Origin of the sequence: Streptomyces sp. NBC_01296, assembly GCF_035984415.1 — a bacterium.
In the GTDB taxonomy this organism is placed as follows: domain Bacteria; phylum Actinomycetota; class Actinomycetes; order Streptomycetales; family Streptomycetaceae; genus Streptomyces.
The window spans coordinates 2,758,698-2,773,316 of sequence record NZ_CP130720.1 but is presented as its reverse complement, the minus strand read 5'-3'; the positions used below and the strand labels follow the sequence as shown (position 1 = coordinate 2,773,316).

General features: G+C 72.7%; 13 protein-coding genes and 1 pseudogene. 10 read left to right on the top strand and 4 right to left on the bottom strand.

Annotated features, from left to right (window positions below; all coding sequences use genetic code 11):
* Positions 1–7: 7 nt before the first annotated feature.
* The 7 genes from OG299_RS12230 to OG299_RS12200 all read left to right on the top strand — a co-directional run bounded on the left by OG299_RS12230 (position 8) and on the right by OG299_RS12200 (position 8,735).
* Positions 8–1,393 (top strand): hypothetical protein, encoded by a 1,386-nt coding sequence (locus OG299_RS12230; RefSeq protein WP_327361508.1) that lies wholly within the window; start codon positions 8–10, stop codon positions 1,391–1,393.
* Positions 1,394–1,414: 21 nt separating this feature from the next.
* The gene (gene dxr / locus OG299_RS12225) at positions 1,415–2,668 is read left to right on the top strand and encodes a 1-deoxy-D-xylulose-5-phosphate reductoisomerase (RefSeq protein ID WP_327361507.1); all 1,254 of its coding nucleotides are present in this window, start codon (positions 1,415–1,417) and stop codon (positions 2,666–2,668) included.
* Positions 2,665–3,966 carry a M50 family metallopeptidase gene (locus tag OG299_RS12220; protein ID WP_266636266.1) on the top strand — a complete coding sequence of 434 codons (1,302 nt, stop codon included), beginning with the start codon at positions 2,665–2,667 and terminating at the stop codon, positions 3,964–3,966. Before dxr ends, OG299_RS12220 begins: the two co-directional genes overlap by 4 nt.
* Positions 3,967–4,141: 175 nt before the next feature.
* Positions 4,142–5,299 carry a flavodoxin-dependent (E)-4-hydroxy-3-methylbut-2-enyl-diphosphate synthase gene (ispG, locus tag OG299_RS12215; RefSeq protein ID WP_266636264.1) on the top strand — a complete coding sequence of 386 codons (1,158 nt, stop codon included), beginning with the start codon at positions 4,142–4,144 and terminating at the stop codon, positions 5,297–5,299.
* A gap of 162 nt (positions 5,300–5,461) precedes the next feature.
* Positions 5,462–6,307 carry a GNAT family N-acetyltransferase gene (locus OG299_RS12210; protein WP_266636262.1) on the top strand — a complete coding sequence of 282 codons (846 nt, stop codon included), beginning with the start codon at positions 5,462–5,464 and terminating at the stop codon, positions 6,305–6,307.
* 113 nt (positions 6,308–6,420) lie between these two features.
* Positions 6,421–6,993 carry a GNAT family N-acetyltransferase gene (locus tag OG299_RS12205; RefSeq protein ID WP_266636260.1) on the top strand — a complete coding sequence of 191 codons (573 nt, stop codon included), beginning with the start codon at positions 6,421–6,423 and terminating at the stop codon, positions 6,991–6,993.
* A 44-nt stretch (positions 6,994–7,037) separates the two neighbouring features.
* Positions 7,038–8,735, top strand: coding sequence for a proline--tRNA ligase (locus OG299_RS12200; RefSeq protein ID WP_327361506.1), 1,698 nt, complete (start codon positions 7,038–7,040; stop codon positions 8,733–8,735).
* A gap of 762 nt (positions 8,736–9,497) precedes the next feature.
* Here the strand turns inward: OG299_RS12200 and OG299_RS12195 are convergent.
* The 4 genes and pseudogenes from OG299_RS12195 to OG299_RS12180 all read right to left on the bottom strand — a co-directional run.
* A pseudogene (locus OG299_RS12195) lies at positions 9,498–10,502 on the bottom strand (SPFH domain-containing protein); the annotation flags it as partial.
* Positions 10,503–10,559: 57 nt separating this feature from the next.
* Positions 10,560–11,462 carry an aminoglycoside phosphotransferase family protein gene (locus OG299_RS12190; protein WP_327361504.1) on the bottom strand — a complete coding sequence of 301 codons (903 nt, stop codon included), beginning with the start codon at positions 11,460–11,462 and terminating at the stop codon, positions 10,560–10,562.
* A gap of 16 nt (positions 11,463–11,478) precedes the next feature.
* Positions 11,479–11,937, bottom strand: coding sequence for a ferritin-like domain-containing protein (locus OG299_RS12185; protein WP_266636252.1), 459 nt, complete (start codon positions 11,935–11,937; stop codon positions 11,479–11,481).
* Positions 11,934–12,548 carry a hypothetical protein gene (locus OG299_RS12180; RefSeq protein WP_327361503.1) on the bottom strand — a complete coding sequence of 205 codons (615 nt, stop codon included), beginning with the start codon at positions 12,546–12,548 and terminating at the stop codon, positions 11,934–11,936. Before OG299_RS12180 ends, OG299_RS12185 begins: the two co-directional genes overlap by 4 nt.
* Positions 12,549–12,662: 114 nt before the next feature.
* On the opposite strand from OG299_RS12180, the gene rimP reads away from it, so the two are divergent.
* The 3 genes from rimP to OG299_RS12165 all read left to right on the top strand — a co-directional run bounded on the left by rimP (position 12,663) and on the right by OG299_RS12165 (position 14,580).
* Positions 12,663–13,160 (top strand): ribosome maturation factor RimP, encoded by a 498-nt coding sequence (gene rimP / locus OG299_RS12175; RefSeq protein WP_327361502.1) that lies wholly within the window; start codon positions 12,663–12,665, stop codon positions 13,158–13,160.
* Positions 13,161–13,162: 2 nt separating this feature from the next.
* Complete coding sequence (nusA, locus tag OG299_RS12170; RefSeq protein WP_266636246.1) at positions 13,163–14,173, top strand: transcription termination factor NusA; 1,011 nt, start codon at positions 13,163–13,165, stop codon at positions 14,171–14,173.
* A 119-nt stretch (positions 14,174–14,292) separates the two neighbouring features.
* On the top strand, positions 14,293–14,580 hold the full coding sequence (locus OG299_RS12165) for a YlxR family protein (RefSeq protein ID WP_078988735.1): 288 nt from the start codon (positions 14,293–14,295) through the stop codon (positions 14,578–14,580).
* The last annotated feature ends 39 nt before the right edge of the window (positions 14,581–14,619 follow it).

The window sequence follows — 14,619 nt, the reverse complement described above, 5'->3', positions numbered from 1 at the left end:
GATGCATGTGAACGTGGACAGGGAGAGCCGACGGCTCGCCTGGTGCGTGGCGCTCCTGCTGCGCCACGCACCGGACGCCGTCGCCTCCGACCTCCTCGGGCGGCTCGACGCGCCGACCCGCCGGTTCCTGTGCCGGGACGAGTACCTCCCGGCCTCCGCGGTCACCCTGCTGCTGCGCGAGGGCACCGACGAGGACCGCCGCACCATCGCCCGCAGCCCGCAGGTGCACGGCCGCCCCCTGCCCGGCCTGCCCGGCCCCGCGCGGTACGCGGCCCGCCCCGGCCCCTCGCCGGAGCTGCTCGCCACCCTCGGCGCCGAACTCGGCCGCCGGCTCGGGCCGCCGCCAGCCGCGGAGGCTTCCGGGCCACCGCCGGACGGCGCCGAGCCCATCGGGCCGCCGCTGAGCGGCCCCGAGCTCATCGGGCTGCTGCGCCGGCACGGCAGCCGCCGGGCGCGCATCCCGCTCGACGTGCTGGCCCTCCCGTACGAGCTGGACCCCGAGACCCTGCTGCGCGAGCACGCCCGCGCCCCGCTGCCGCCCGGCTCCGTGGAGGCCCTGCTACTGGTAGCCGACCTGGACCGGCGGACCCGGCTCGCCCTGCTCGACACCCGCACGCAGACCTCGTACGGACCGGCATGGCACCGGCCGGCGGTCCGCGCCGTGCGGACCGGCACCCTGACCTTCGACGAGCTCGCGGCGGCCGTCGCACCGGCCCACCGGGCCCTGCTGCTCGGGCAGGCCCACGCCGCCGGCGGCCTCGGCTGGAACCTGGCCGAGTGGGCCGGGATGCGCTCCGCCCTGCTGCGGGTGCTGCGTCCGGCGCTCGGCGACGACCCGAGGCTGTGGGCCGAGCTGCAGCGGCACGCCCCCGGGTTCACCGGCACCCTGCCCGAGCTGGCGGCCGCGGTCGCCGCCGGGGCCGCGCCCCCGCCGCAGCCGCAGGCCGCGATACCCGGCCTCGCCGAGGCCGTGGACGCCCTCGCGCCGGGATCCGCGTGGGAGCCGGACGACAGCGTGAACCGCGAGCTGGCCCTCGCCAGCCTCGGGGTGCCCAACGCCATGGGCGATCTGCGCGAGGACATCCGGTGGGTCCGCGGCTGCCTCGACGACGGCATCCTGGCCGGCGCCGACGTGATCCGGCACAAGGCCCCCGCCGCCTGGGCCCTGGACGAGGGCCACTGGCTGGGGGAGGTGGACCACCCCGACCGCCACGACCACCACCCGGCGGTCCTCGCCGCCCGCGCCGAGGCGGACCGGCTGCTCGAAGCCGCCCTCGGCGGCGACGCCGACGCCTGGTGGCGGGCCGCCCGCGCGCTCCCGGACTTCGCCGGGACGCTGCCCGAACTGCTCGCAGGCGCCGTTCACGGGGACTCCGTGTCCAACCGCTCCTGAGTTGCGGCAACAATGGGGGGCATGAGCGACCGCCCAGCCCCCCTCGCCGATCCGCACCTCCTCTTCGACCCCGCGGCCGGCCGGCGGGACATCGTCATCCTCGGGTCCACCGGGTCCATCGGGACCCAGGCCATCGACCTCGCCCTGCGCAACCCCGACCGGTTCCGGGTGACCGCGCTGTCCGCCGCCGGCGGGCGCGTCGGGCTGCTGGCCGAGCAGGCCCGGCAGCTGCGGGTGAACACCGTGGCCGTCGCCCGCGAGGACGTCGTACCGGCCCTGAAAGAGGCGCTGAACGCCCAGTACGGCGCCTCCGAGCCGCTGCCCGAGATCCTGGCCGGGCCCGACGCGGCGACCGAGCTCGCCGCCTCCGAGTGCCACACCGTCCTCAACGGCATCACCGGTTCCATCGGCCTCGCGCCCACCCTCGCCGCGCTGCGGGCGGGCCGCACCCTGGCCCTGGCCAACAAGGAGTCGCTGATCGTCGGCGGCCCGCTGGTCAAGGCCCTCGCGAAGCCCGGCCAGATCATCCCGGTCGACTCCGAGCACGCGGCCCTCTTCCAGGCCCTCGCCGCCGGCACCCGGGCCGATGTCCGCAAGCTCGTGGTCACCGCCTCCGGCGGACCCTTCCGCGGCCGCACCCGCGCCGAGCTGGCCCACGTCACCGTCAAGGACGCCCTCGCGCACCCCACCTGGGCCATGGGCCCGGTGATCACCATCAACTCGGCGACCCTGGTCAACAAGGGGCTGGAGGTCATCGAGGCGCACCTGCTCTACGACATCCCCTTCGACCGCATCGAGGTCGTGGTCCATCCGCAGTCCTACGTCCACTCGATGGTGGAGTTCTCCGACGGCTCCACGCTCGCCCAGGCCACCCCGCCGGACATGCGCGGCCCCATCGCGATCGGCCTCGGCTGGCCCGAGCGCGTTCCGGACGCGGCCTCCGCCTTCGACTGGACCAAGGCGTCGACCTGGGAGTTCTTCCCGCTGGACACCGAGGCTTTCCCGTCGGTGGGACTGGCCCGGCACGTGGGTACCGTGGGCTCCACCGCCCCCGCCGTGTTCAATGCGGCGAACGAGGAGTGCGTGGAGGCGTTCCTGGCCGGTCGGCTGCCGTTCACAGCAATCATGGATACGGTCTCTGCCGTGGTCGATGAGCACGGAACGCCGGACGCGGGAACTTCTCTCACGGTCGCAGACGTCCTCGAAGCAGAGACCTGGGCCAGGGCCCGGGCACAGGAGATGGCGGCCCAGGCCGCCGTGGAGGCGCGCGCATGACAGCACTCATGACGGTGCTCGGAATACTCATCTTCGTATTCGGGCTGCTCGTCTCCATCGCCTGGCACGAGCTCGGCCACCTCTCGACGGCCAAGCTCTTCGGCATCCGCGTGCCCCAGTACATGGTCGGCTTCGGCCCGACCATCTGGTCGCGGAACAAGGGCGAGACCGAGTACGGGATCAAGGCCATCCCGATGGGCGGCTACATCCGCATGATCGGGATGTTCCCGCCCGGCGAGGACGGCAAGGTGACCGCCCGGTCGACCTCGCCGTTCCGCTCGATGATCGAGGACGCGCGCTCGGCGGCGTACGAGGAGCTCCAGCCCGGCGACGAGACGCGGCTGTTCTACACGCGCAGGCCGTGGAAGCGCGTGATCGTGATGTTCGCGGGCCCGTTCATGAACCTGGTGCTGGCGCTGGCGATCTTCTTCGGCGTCTGGATGAGCTTCGGGATCAACCAGACGACCACGCAGGTCGCGAGCGTCTCGCCGTGCGTCATCCAGCAGAGCGAGAAGCGCGAGATCTGCAAGGCCGGCGACCCGGTCGCCCCGGCCAAGGCCGCCGGCCTGACGGCCGGGGACCGGATCGTGGCGTTCAACGGCCACAAGGTGGCCGACTGGGCGGCCCTGCAGAAGCAGATCCGCGACACGGTCGGCCCCGCCACCGTCACGGTCGTCCGGGACGGGAAGCAGCAGACGCTCCCGGTCGACCTGATCGAGAACAAGGTCGCCAAGACGGACGGCCACGGCGGTTACGTCAAGGGCCAGTACGTGACGGCCGGCTGGCTCGGCTTCAGCCCGAAGAGCGAGATCGCCCCGCTGTCCTTCGGCCAGTCCGTGGACCACATGGGCGAGGTCGTCGACAACAGCGTCCAGGGCCTGGTCAAGCTCCCCGCCAAGATCCCGGCGCTGTGGAACGCGGCCTTCAGCGGAGCCGAGCGCGAGCCCGACTCCCCGATGGGCATCGTCGGCGCGGCCCGGATCAGCGGCGAGATCGCCACCCTGGACATCCCGGCCGAGCAGCGGCTGGTGTTCTTCCTCCAGCTCGTCGGGTTCTTCAACCTCTCGCTGTTCCTGTTCAACATGCTCCCGCTGCTCCCGCTCGACGGCGGGCACATCGCGGGCGCCCTGTGGGAGTCGGTCCGGCGCACCGTGGCCCGGGTCTTCCGGCGCCCCGACCCCGGCCCGTTCGACGTGGCGAAGCTGATGCCCGCCGCGTACGTGGTGGCCGGAGTGTTCGTCTGCTTCACGCTGCTCGTGCTCGTGGCGGACGTGGTGAACCCGATCAAGATCACCTAGTACGTCCGCATGTACGCCGGCCGTACGGGGAGCCGGGCACGCTTCGTGCCCGGCCCCCTACGTTCGGGTGTTCCCGGCCCTCGGATGCAAGGGCCGCCCCGTGGTTGGCGTAATCTCGAAGCCTGGAGCCCGCCGATCTCGGGACCTTGATCCACACCTTGGGGTTGCACAGCAGATGACTGCCATCTCTCTCGGAATGCCGGCCGTGCCGACGAAGCTTGCCGACCGCAGGGTCAGCCGCAAGATCCAGGTCGGCTCGGTGGCCGTCGGCGGCGACTCACAGATCTCGGTGCAGTCGATGACGACCACCCGGACCTCCGACATCGGCGCCACGCTCCAGCAGATCGCCGAGCTGACCGCCTCCGGCTGCGACATCGTGCGCGTGGCCTGCCCGACCCAGGACGACGCCGACGCCCTCGCCGTCATCGCGAAGAAGTCGCAGATCCCGGTCATCGCCGACATCCACTTCCAGCCCAAGTACGTGTTCGCCGCGATCGACGCCGGCTGCGCCGCCGTCCGCGTGAACCCGGGCAACATCAAGCAGTTCGACGACAAGGTCAAGGAGATCGCGAAGGCCGCCAACGACGCGCGCACTCCGATCCGCATCGGCGTCAACGCCGGCTCCCTCGACGCCCGGCTGCTCAAGAAGTACGGCAAGGCCACCCCCGAGGCGCTCGTCGAGTCCGCGCTGTGGGAGGCCTCCCTCTTCGAGGAGCACGGCTTCAGCGACATCAAGATCTCGGTCAAGCACAACGACCCGGTCGTCATGGTTAACGCCTACCGCCAGCTCGCCGCCCAGTGCACGTACCCGCTGCACCTCGGCGTCACCGAGGCCGGCCCCGCCTTCCAGGGCACCATCAAGTCCGCCGTCGCCTTCGGCGCACTGCTCTCCGAGGGCATCGGCGACACCATCCGCGTCTCCCTCTCGGCCCCGCCGGTCGAGGAGATCAAGGTCGGCATCCAGATCCTGGAGTCGCTGAACCTCAAGCCGCGCCGCCTGGAGATCGTCTCCTGCCCGTCCTGCGGCCGCGCCCAGGTGGACGTCTACAAGCTGGCCGAGGAGGTCACGGCGGGCCTAGAGGGCATGGAGGTCCCGCTGCGCGTCGCGGTCATGGGCTGCGTCGTCAACGGCCCGGGCGAGGCCCGCGAGGCCGACCTCGGTGTCGCCTCCGGCAACGGCAAGGGCCAGATCTTCGTGAAGGGCGAGGTCATCAAGACCGTCCCCGAGTCGAAGATCGTGGAGACCCTCATCGAAGAGGCGATGAAGATCGCCGAGCAGATGGAGAAGGACGGCGTGATGTCCGGCGAGCCCACCGTCGCCATCGGCGTCTGAGCATCCCGGGCGCCCCGGCGGCGCCCCGCACGCATCGGCCCCGGCCCCGTTCCCGCAGCTCGCGGGCGGGGCCGGGGCTTTTTCGTGACCCGTGGGACCAGGCATCCTCAGGTGGCGGCGGGTACAGTTCGGAGATCAGCAGACTTGTATGGTGAGGCCCCAGTGTTGACGCAGACCACCACCCGGGTCCTTGAGCCCAGTGATCTCGACGCCGCCCTTGAAGTCCTCGGACGTGAGCCGGTCGAGAACGCCTTCGTCACCTCCCGGGTCCAGGTCGCCGGACTCGACCCCTGGCGTCTGGGCGGCGAGATGTGGGGCTACTACGCCGACGGGGAGCTGCGCTCCCTCTGCTACGCGGGCGCCAACCTGGTCCCCGCCTGCGCCGACTCCGACGCCGTCCGCGCCTTCGCCGACCGGGCCCGCCGCACCGGCCGCCGCTGCTCCTCCATCGTCGGCCCCGCCGACGCCACCCGGCTGCTGTGGCGGCTCCTGGAGCCCAGCTGGGGACCCGCCCGCGACGTCCGCTCCCACCAGCCGCTCATGGTCACCGAGCAGGCGTCCGCGGACGTGCGCGCCGACCCGCTGGTGCGGCGGATCCGCAAGGACGAGATGGACGTGATCATGCCCGCCTGCGTGGCCATGTTCACCGAGGAGGTCGGCGTCTCGCCGATGGCGGGCGACGGCGGGCTGCTCTACCAGGCCCGGGTCGCCGAGCTGGTCGGCACCGGCCGCTCCTTCGCCCGCATCGAAGACGGCAAGGTCGTCTTCAAGGCGGAGATCGGCGCCGCGACCGCCAGGGCCTGCCAGATCCAGGGCGTGTGGGTGGACCCCGAGTTCCGCGGCCGCGGGCACTCCGAGACCGGGATGGCCGCCGTCGTCGAGTTCGCGCTGCGCGATGTCGCGCCCGTGGTCAGCCTGTACGTCAACGACTTCAACACCGCGGCACGGGCGGCGTACCGGCGGGTGGGATTCCGCGAGGTCGGCGCGTTCATGAGCGTGCTCTTTTAGACGCGGTCGGGGCGCTGGCACCGAACCCCGCGCTCCGAACGTCGCCGCGGCCGAGCGCCGCAGGGGTGGGGGCCGTACGGACGGGGCGGGGGAACGCCCAGTAAGGTCGCGGCATGCTGCCTACCCCCGGGGGCGACGACCCCGACCGGCCCGCCGGACTCCGCATCGGCCGGCTCGACCTCGCCGACCGCGTGGACGAGGCGCTGCGCGTGCAGGCCGTGGCCTTCGGGCTCAGCGAGGAGGAGGTCGGCATCCGGCGCTACATCGTGCAGCGCCACATGACCTGCCGCGGAGCCCGCGCGCTCGGTGCGTTCACCGAGGACGGGGCGCTCGCCGGGTTCGTGTACGGGATGCCGAACGACCGGGCGTACTGGTGGTCCTCGGTCGTCGAGCCGTACCTGCGGGCCGAGGGGCACGACGGCTGGCTCGACGGTGCCTTCGTGATCACCGAGCTGCACGTCCACCCCGGCTTCCAGGGCCACGGCGTCGGCCGCACCCTCATCACCCGGCTCACCGACGCCGCCGAGGAGCCCCGCTCCATCCTCTCCGCCATCGACACCGAAAGCCCGGCCCGCGGGCTCTACCGGGTCCTCGGCTACACGGACCTGGCCCGCCAGGTGCACTTCCCGAGCGCGAGCCTCCCGTACGCCGTGATGGGGGCGCCACTGCCGCTCCGGCGCGCCTGAAAACGGGTTTCCGGGGGACCCGGTGCCCCCGGTAGCCTCCCGTCATGTCATCGCAACACGTGCAGCGCATGTCCCGCCTCATGGCCAAGACCCTCCGCGAGGACCCGGCCGACGCGGAGACCCTCAGCCACCGGCTCCTCGTCCGCGCCGGATACGTCCGCCGCAGCTCCGCGGGCGTGTGGACCTGGCTGCCGCTCGGCAAGAAGGTCCTCGACAACGTCTCGCGCATCGTCCGCGAGGAGATGGACGCCATCGGGGCCCAGGAGGTCCTGCTCCCGGCGCTGCTGCCGAAGGAGCCGTACGAGGTCAGCGGGCGCTGGACGGAGTACGGGGACCTGCTCTTCCGGCTCAAGGACCGCAAGGGCGCGGACTACCTCCTCGGCCCCACCCACGAGGAGATCTTCACCCTGGTGGTGAAGGACCAGTGCACGTCCTACAAGGACCTGCCGGTCATGCTCTACCAGATCCAGACCAAGTACCGCGACGAGGCCCGGCCGCGGTCCGGCGTGCTGCGCGGCCGCGAGTTCCAGATGAAGGACTCGTACTCCTTCGACGTGAGCGACGACGGTCTCGCGGAGTCCTACGCCCTGCACCGGGCCGCGTACCAGCGCATCTTCGAGCGCCTCGGCCTGGACCACCGCATCGTGTCGGCGGTGTCGGGCGCCATGGGCGGCTCGGCGTCGGAGGAGTTCCTGGCGCCCGCGCCGGCGGGCGAGGACACGTTCGTGGACTGCCCGTCCTGCGACTACGCGGCGAACACGGAGGCCGTGACCTTCGCGCTGACCCCGGTGGACGCCGAGCACCCCGCGCTCGAGGAGGTGGACACCCCCGACACCCCGACGATCGAGACCCTCGCCGCGCACCTCGGCGTGCCCGCGTCGGCGACGCTGAAGAACCTCCTGGTGAAGGTCGACGGCGAGATCACGGCCGTGGGCGTACCCGGCGACCGGGAGGTGGACCTCGGCAAGCTCGGCGAGCATCTGGCCCCGGCGGTCGTGGAGTTGGTGACGGCCGAGGACTTCGTCGACCGCCCGGACCTGGTACGCGGCTACGTGGGCCCGCAGGGTCTCGGCAAGGTCCGCTACCTGGCCGACCCCCGTGTCGCGCCCGGCACTTCGTGGGTGACGGGGGCCAACCGCGAGAACACGCACGCCCGGAACGTGGTCTGCGGGCGGGACTTCGAGGTGGACCAGTACCTCGACGTGGTCGTCGTCGAGCCCGGCGACCCCTGCCCGCGCTGCGGCGCCGGGCTCCGGCTGGACCGCGCGATCGAGATCGGGCACATCTTCCAGCTGGGCCGCAAGTACGCGGACGCGTTCGGGCTGGACGTGCTGGGCCGGGAGGGCAAGCCGGTGCGGGTCACGATGGGCTCGTACGGCATCGGCGTCTCGCGGGCGGTGGCCGCGCTGGCCGAACAGACCGCCGACGCGCGGGGATTGGCCTGGCCCGCGGCGGTGGCCCCGGCGGACGTCCACGTGGTGGCGGCGGGCAAGGCGGTTCCGCTGGCGCTGGCGGAGCAGGCGGCCGAGGCCCTGGCGGGGTCCGGGCTGCGGGTCCTGCTGGACGACCGCCCGGGCCTGTCCCCGGGCGTGAAGCTCACGGACGCGGAACTGATCGGCGTCCCGTGGATCCTGGTCGCGGGCCGCCGCTCGGCGGACGAGGTGGTCGAACTCCAGCACCGCGCCACGGGCACCCGCGAGGAACTCCCCCTGTCGGAAGCCCTGTCCCGCCTGATGCCCTGATGCCCTGATGCCCTGACGCCCGGGAGCCACCGTCTGCGGGCTTCCGGCCTCCGGCCACGGGGTGCGGGGTGCGTGCCGCGTGGCCCGCCGTCCGGCCATGGGGTGCGTACCGCGTGCTGCCGGGTTCGGGCTGCCGGCCACCCGCTGTCGGCCTCCGGTGGCGGGGCACCAACTGCCGGCGACCGGCTGCCCGCCTCCAGGGGGCGGGCCACTGGCCACCGGCTGCCTGCGACCGGCCAACGGCTGCTGATCACTGGGTGCGGGGTGCCGTCCACGGGGTGCCGGGTGCCGCTGCGCGGGGCCTTCTCCCCGCCCCGCCCCTTCCCGAAACCGGGGGCTCCGCCCCCGGACCCCCGCGCCTCAAACGCTGGGCGGGCTGACATGGCGCTCCGGCGCCATCCGGCCCGACCGGGGGAACTCCAGCCCCGCCGGCGTTTGAGGCGCGGGTCCGGGCAGAGCCCGGGAAACGGAGAAAGGGCGGGGCGGGGAGAAGGCCCCGCGCAGCGGGAGCGGTCACCCGGGCTGTGCTTCGTCCGTGCCGGGTGCGGTGGCAGCGTCCGGGCCCGGCGAACCGTCCACGCTCGGTCCGGGGCCCGGGGAGCCGTCCAGCCCGGTGCCCGGCTCCAGGGATCCGTCCGGCGTGGGTCCGGGATTCCCGGAGCCGTCCAACGCAGGGCCACGGCCCGGCGAGCCGTCCACTGCGGGGTCGGGGGCCGGCGAGGCGTTCAGCGCTGCTCCGCAGCCCAGGGAGCCGTTTCGCGCGGGGTCGGCATCCGGCGAGCCGTCCACGGGGGGTTCGGGGTCCGGGGTGCCGTCCACGGGGGGTTCGGGGTCCGGGGTGCCGTCCACTGCGGGGTCGGGGGCCGGTGAAGCGTTGAGTGCGGGGTGGTCGGGGGCCGATGAGGCGTTGAGTGCAAGGCCAGAGGTCGGCGAAGCGTTGACTGCGGGGGCCGGGGGCGGCGAGGCCTTGCGTGGGGGTGTGGCCGCCGGGTCCGGGGCCGTTTGGGCCGGGGCGGCGCGTTCCAGGAAGCGGAGGAGTTCCACCGGGAAGGGGAGGACCAGCGTGGAGTTCTTCTCCGCAGCCACCGCCACCACCGTCTGCAGCAGCCGCAACTGCAGCGCCGCCGGCTGCTCCGACATCACCGCCGCCGCCTCGGCCAGCTTCCGCGAAGCCTGAAGCTCCGCATCCGCGTTGATGACCCGCGCCCGCCGCTCGCGGTCCGCCTCCGCCTGCCGCGCCATCGACCGCTTCATCGTCTCCGGCAGCGAGACGTCCTTGATCTCGACCCGGTCGATCTGCACGCCCCATCCCACCGCCGGGCTGTCGATCATCAGCTCCAGCCCCTGGTTCAGCTGCTCCCGGTTGGACAGCAGATCGTCCAGGTCCGATTTGCCGATGATCGAGCGCAGCGAGGTCTGCGCCATCTGCGAGACCGCGAAACGGTAGTCCTCCACCTCGATGATCGCGTTCGCCGGGTCCACGACCTTGAAGTACACGACCGCGTCCACCCGCACCGTGACGTTGTCCCGCGTGATGCCCTCCTGCGCGGGCACCGGCAGCGTCACGATCTGCATGTTCACCTTGAGCAGGCGGTCGATGAACGGGAGGATCATGGTGAAGCCGGGCCCGCGGATCCCCTCCCGCAGGCGGCCGAAGCGGAAGACCAAACCCCGCTCGTACTGCCGCACCACCCGTGCGGCCACGCCCGCGTACACCGCGACTCCTGCGGCCGCCGCGATTCCCGCTGTCAGCAGTTCCTGGACCATGACGGCCTCCTGCGGGGCGCCTGTCTGCGGGGCACCTACCCGTATCTACGGTATTCCCTACAACCAGGCCGCGAACTCCAGCAGCAGCTCCGCGTCCCGGCGCCGCCCCGCGGCCAGCGCCCGGTTCCCGGACTCCACCGCGCGGAACAGCGTCCAGCCCCGCAGCCGGTCCCGGTCGACCTCCAGGGAGTCGGCCAGCTTGTTCACCCGGCGCCGGGCGCCCGCCGCCCCCGCCGAGGACGCGACCTGGTCCTCCAGCCGGTCCCGGACCAGCCGGGCCAGGTCGTACGCACGGTCCCCGACCAGCGGGTCCGGACCGACCGCCAGCCACGGAGCCCGCTCGCCCGCCAGCACCTTGCCCTGCCGGAAGTTCCCGTGCAGCAGCAGCTCTTCGCCGGGCAGCGCCGTCAGCTCCTCGCGGACCGCGAGCGCGGCGGACGCCAGCGCCTCGGTCTCCGGCGGGGCCTTGCGCAGCACCTCCGCCTGCTGCGCGGTGCGCTCGGCCACCGTCTCGAACAGGTGCCCGGCCGGCGGGGCCACCCACAGCCTGCGCAGCGTCCCGCTCGCCTCCAGCAGGGCCTTCGCCTCCGGCAGCGACCGCAACGACACCTCCGGGTGGAGCCGCTCCAGCAGCAGTGCCCCGTCCTCCTCGTGGTGGCGGGTGTCGAGGACCCGTACGGCGCCGAACCCGCCCCAGTGCGCCAGCGCGGCCAGCTCCCGGTCGGGGCGCGCGGACGGGGGAGCCAGCTTCACCGCGGCCGGGGTCCCGTCGGCGTAGTGGACGAGGACGACCAGACTGCTCCGGCCGCCCGGGGCCTGCACCCGCTGGGCCTGGACCCCACGCCGGGCCAGCGCCTCCTCGGCGAGCCGGGGCAACTGCCCCAGCCAGTCCGCGTCATGGGCCGGATCCGGCGTCTCGCCGAGCGCCCGTACAAGCCGCTGCGGCGGTTCGAAAGCCATGCGTGCGTGATCCCTTTCAGCTGGTCCGGGCTCGTTCTCCACGTTCCGTGAGCCCAGGGAAGGCTACGCCGACACCACGCCAGCGTGCCGCGCGCACGGCCGCGGCGCTCAGCGCGTCGGCCGCCTCGCGGCGCAACCGGCCGTCCGCCGCCCGCACCAGGTCGGAGTAAGCACCCGCCACCCGGTCCTCGATCTCGGCGGCCAGCCGCTCGGCATCGGCCGGGGTGCGCACCTCGAAGGGCAGGGCGTACGCCGCCTCCGCGGGCCGCGGCGAACCGCCCATCTCGCGCACCGTCCGGGCGAGCGCGTCCCGGCGGGACAGGTGGCCGCCGTGCGCCTCGCGGGCCTCGGCGGAGCGCGCGGAAGCGGCTCGCGCGCCGATCACCCCGTACCCGTACGCGGCCGCGTGCTCGGCGGCGAGCGCCGACTGCGCGGCTTCGAGGGCGCGGTTCGCGGGAGAGGGTTCGGGCTTCACGGCTTGGCTCCCTGGGGCGAGGTCAGCAGGTAGGCGTGTACGGCGCCGCACGCGGCCACCGAGGCCAGCAGCCGGGCCAGCTCCCCGGGCGCCCCGGCCAGGGCGATGGTCCGGGCCTCGGACAGGCTCCGCTCGGCGTCCGCGAGGGCGGTCAGGGCCTCCTCCGGCTTCGGCGGCACGGGCTCGCCGCTCACCGCGGGGGCGCCGGCCGGCGCGGACGAGGCGGCGCCGGAGGCGGCGGAGGAGGGCGAGGCGGAGCCCGAGGGCTTGCGGGTCGCGGAGTCCGCGGAGGCCAGTGCCCCGGTGTGCGCGGCGACCGAGGCCCGCAGCGGCGCGAGGCGCGCGGCCAGGGCCGGATGGGCGGCGGCGGTGGCGTCGTAACGTTCCAGCAGCCGTTCGCTGTCCCGAACGGCTGTCTCGCGCATCCGCCGTTCGAGTGGAACCCCGACGGCGGTGTCCGGCGAGCCGTCCCCGTCGGAGCACCCGGTGAGCAGCGCGGCGCCGGCCACGCCGGCGGCACCGGCGAGCAGGCTCCTGCGGGAGAGCCGCAAAGGCGAAGTCCAGGGCACGGCGACGTCCTCGAAGGTGGTGACGGGACAGGGTGTGATCACCGTACCCGGGGCCCTGTCCCCGCGGAGGACGGCAACACCCTCCGCGACCGGATACCCTTTGACCTGACACGCGACGTAAACCACAACAGCACACGCGGCCGAGGAGTCACCCGGATGAGCACCACCCAGAGCGACAGGCTGCGCGCATTGCTGGAGCCGCTCGTCGCCGCCAAGGGCCTGGATCTCGAGGACGTCGAGATGTCCAAGGCCGGCAAGCGCCGGATGCTGCGCATCATCGTGGACTCCGACGAGGGCGTGGAACTGGACGCGTGTGCCGAGCTGAGCCGCGAGGTCTCCGAGAAGCTCGACGAATCCGATGTGATGGGCGAGGACGAGTATGTCCTCGAAGTGAGCTCGCCGGGCGCCGACCGCCCGCTGACCGAGCACCGTCACTACGTACGGGCGATCGGCCGCCTCGTGAAGTTCCAGCCGGTGGAGGGCGAGGAACTGATCGCCCGCATCCTCGACGTGGACGACGAGGGAATGGACCTCGAGGTTCCGGGCGTGAAGGGCCGCAAGGCGACCGCCCGCCGCATTGCTTTCACCGACATCGCCAAGGCGCGGGTCGAGATCGAGTTCAACCGCAAGGACAAGAAGGAAGAGGAGGCGTAGCCGTGGACATCGACATGAGTGCCCTGCGGGGTCTGGTCCGGGAGAAGGAGATCTCCTTCGACCTGCTCGTCGAGGCGATCGAGTCGGCCCTCCTCATCGCGTACCACCGCACCGAGGGCAGCTTCCGGCGCGCGCGCGTGGAGCTGGACCGCACCAACGGCCACGTCGTCGTGTGGGCGACGGAGGACCCGCGGGACCTGGAGGAGGGGCAGGAGGCCAAGGAGTTCGACGACACCCCGTCGGACTTCGGCCGGATCGCCGCGACGACCGCCAAGCAGGTGATTCTGCAGCGTCTGCGCGACGCAGAGGACGACCTGACCTTCGGCGAGTTCGCCGGCCGTGAGGGCGACGTCATCACCGGTGTCGTCCAGCAGGGCAAGGACCCCAAGAACGTCCTCGTCGACATCGGCAAGCTCGAGGCCATCCTGCCGGTGCAGGAGCAGGTCCCCGGCGAGGAGTACACGCACGGCCTGCGCATCAAGGCGTACGTCGTACGGGTGGCGAAGGGTGTCCGCGGTCCGTCCGTGACCCTGTCGCGCACCCACCCCAACCTGGTGAAGAAGCTCTTCGCGCTGGAGGTCCCGGAGATCGCGGACGGCAGCGTCGAGATCTCGGCGATCGCCCGCGAGGCCGGCCACCGCACCAAGATCGCCGTACGGTCCACCCGCTCGGGCCTCAACCCGAAGGGCGCCTGCATCGGCCCGATGGGCGCCCGTGTGCGCAATGTCATGGCCGAGCTGCACGGCGAGAAGATCGACATCGTCGACTGGTCCGACGACCCGGCGGAGATGGTCGCGAACGCGCTGTCACCCGCCCGGGTGAGCAAGGTCGAGGTCGTCGACTGGGACTCGCGCTCCGCCCGGGTGACCGTGCCCGACTACCAGCTGTCGCTGGCCATCGGCAAGGAGGGCCAGAACGCCCGCCTCGCCGCTCGGCTCACCGGCTGGCGCATCGACATCCGTCCCGACACCGAGGTGTCCCCGGACGCCGACCGGGGCCGGGACGGGGAATAAATCCGGTACCTGCCGGAGCTGTCCGGCAGGTAGACAGGATCAAGACAGCAGATCTCGACAACATCCGTTCGATTTTTCGCCCGAAGGGGTGAGGTCGGTGCGGGGAGGTAGACTTAGGCGTGTCTGGCCGGACGCAAGCCCGCGCATGCCCCGAACGCACCTGTGTGGGGTGTCGGGAGCGAGCGGCCAAGAGCGATCTGCTGCGCATCGTGGCGGTCGGGGACGAATGCGTCCCTGATCCAAGCGGTACGCTGCCCGGCCGGGGCGCCTATGTGCACCCTGCCGTGGTCTGTCTGGACAAGGCGGTCCGTCGCAGAGCGTTCCCCCGGGCCCTTCGGTCCCCGGGAGCACTCGACACGACCGGACTGAGCAAAGCCGTGGCCGTCGTGGCCGAGGCGACACCGTAAGAAGTAGTACGGCACGGATACCCCGTGCGGTCAGGTACC

What these genes read in the sequence shown, in the direction of transcription:
- dxr (WP_327361507.1), top strand. Translation starts at nt 1,415, where the DNA reads ATGAGCGACCGCCCAGCCCCCCTCGCCGATCCGCACCTCCTCTTCGAC.
- OG299_RS12220 (WP_266636266.1), top strand. Translation starts at nt 2,665, where the DNA reads ATGACAGCACTCATGACGGTGCTCGGAATACTCATCTTCGTATTCGGG.
- ispG (WP_266636264.1), top strand. Translation starts at nt 4,142, where the DNA reads ATGACTGCCATCTCTCTCGGAATGCCGGCCGTGCCGACGAAGCTTGCC.
- OG299_RS12205 (WP_266636260.1), top strand. Translation starts at nt 6,421, where the DNA reads ATGCTGCCTACCCCCGGGGGCGACGACCCCGACCGGCCCGCCGGACTC.
- OG299_RS12200 (WP_327361506.1), top strand. Translation starts at nt 7,038, where the DNA reads ATGTCATCGCAACACGTGCAGCGCATGTCCCGCCTCATGGCCAAGACC.
- OG299_RS12190 (WP_327361504.1), bottom strand. Translation starts at nt 11,462, where the DNA reads ATGGCTTTCGAACCGCCGCAGCGGCTTGTACGGGCGCTCGGCGAGACG.
- rimP (WP_327361502.1), top strand. Translation starts at nt 12,663, where the DNA reads ATGAGCACCACCCAGAGCGACAGGCTGCGCGCATTGCTGGAGCCGCTC.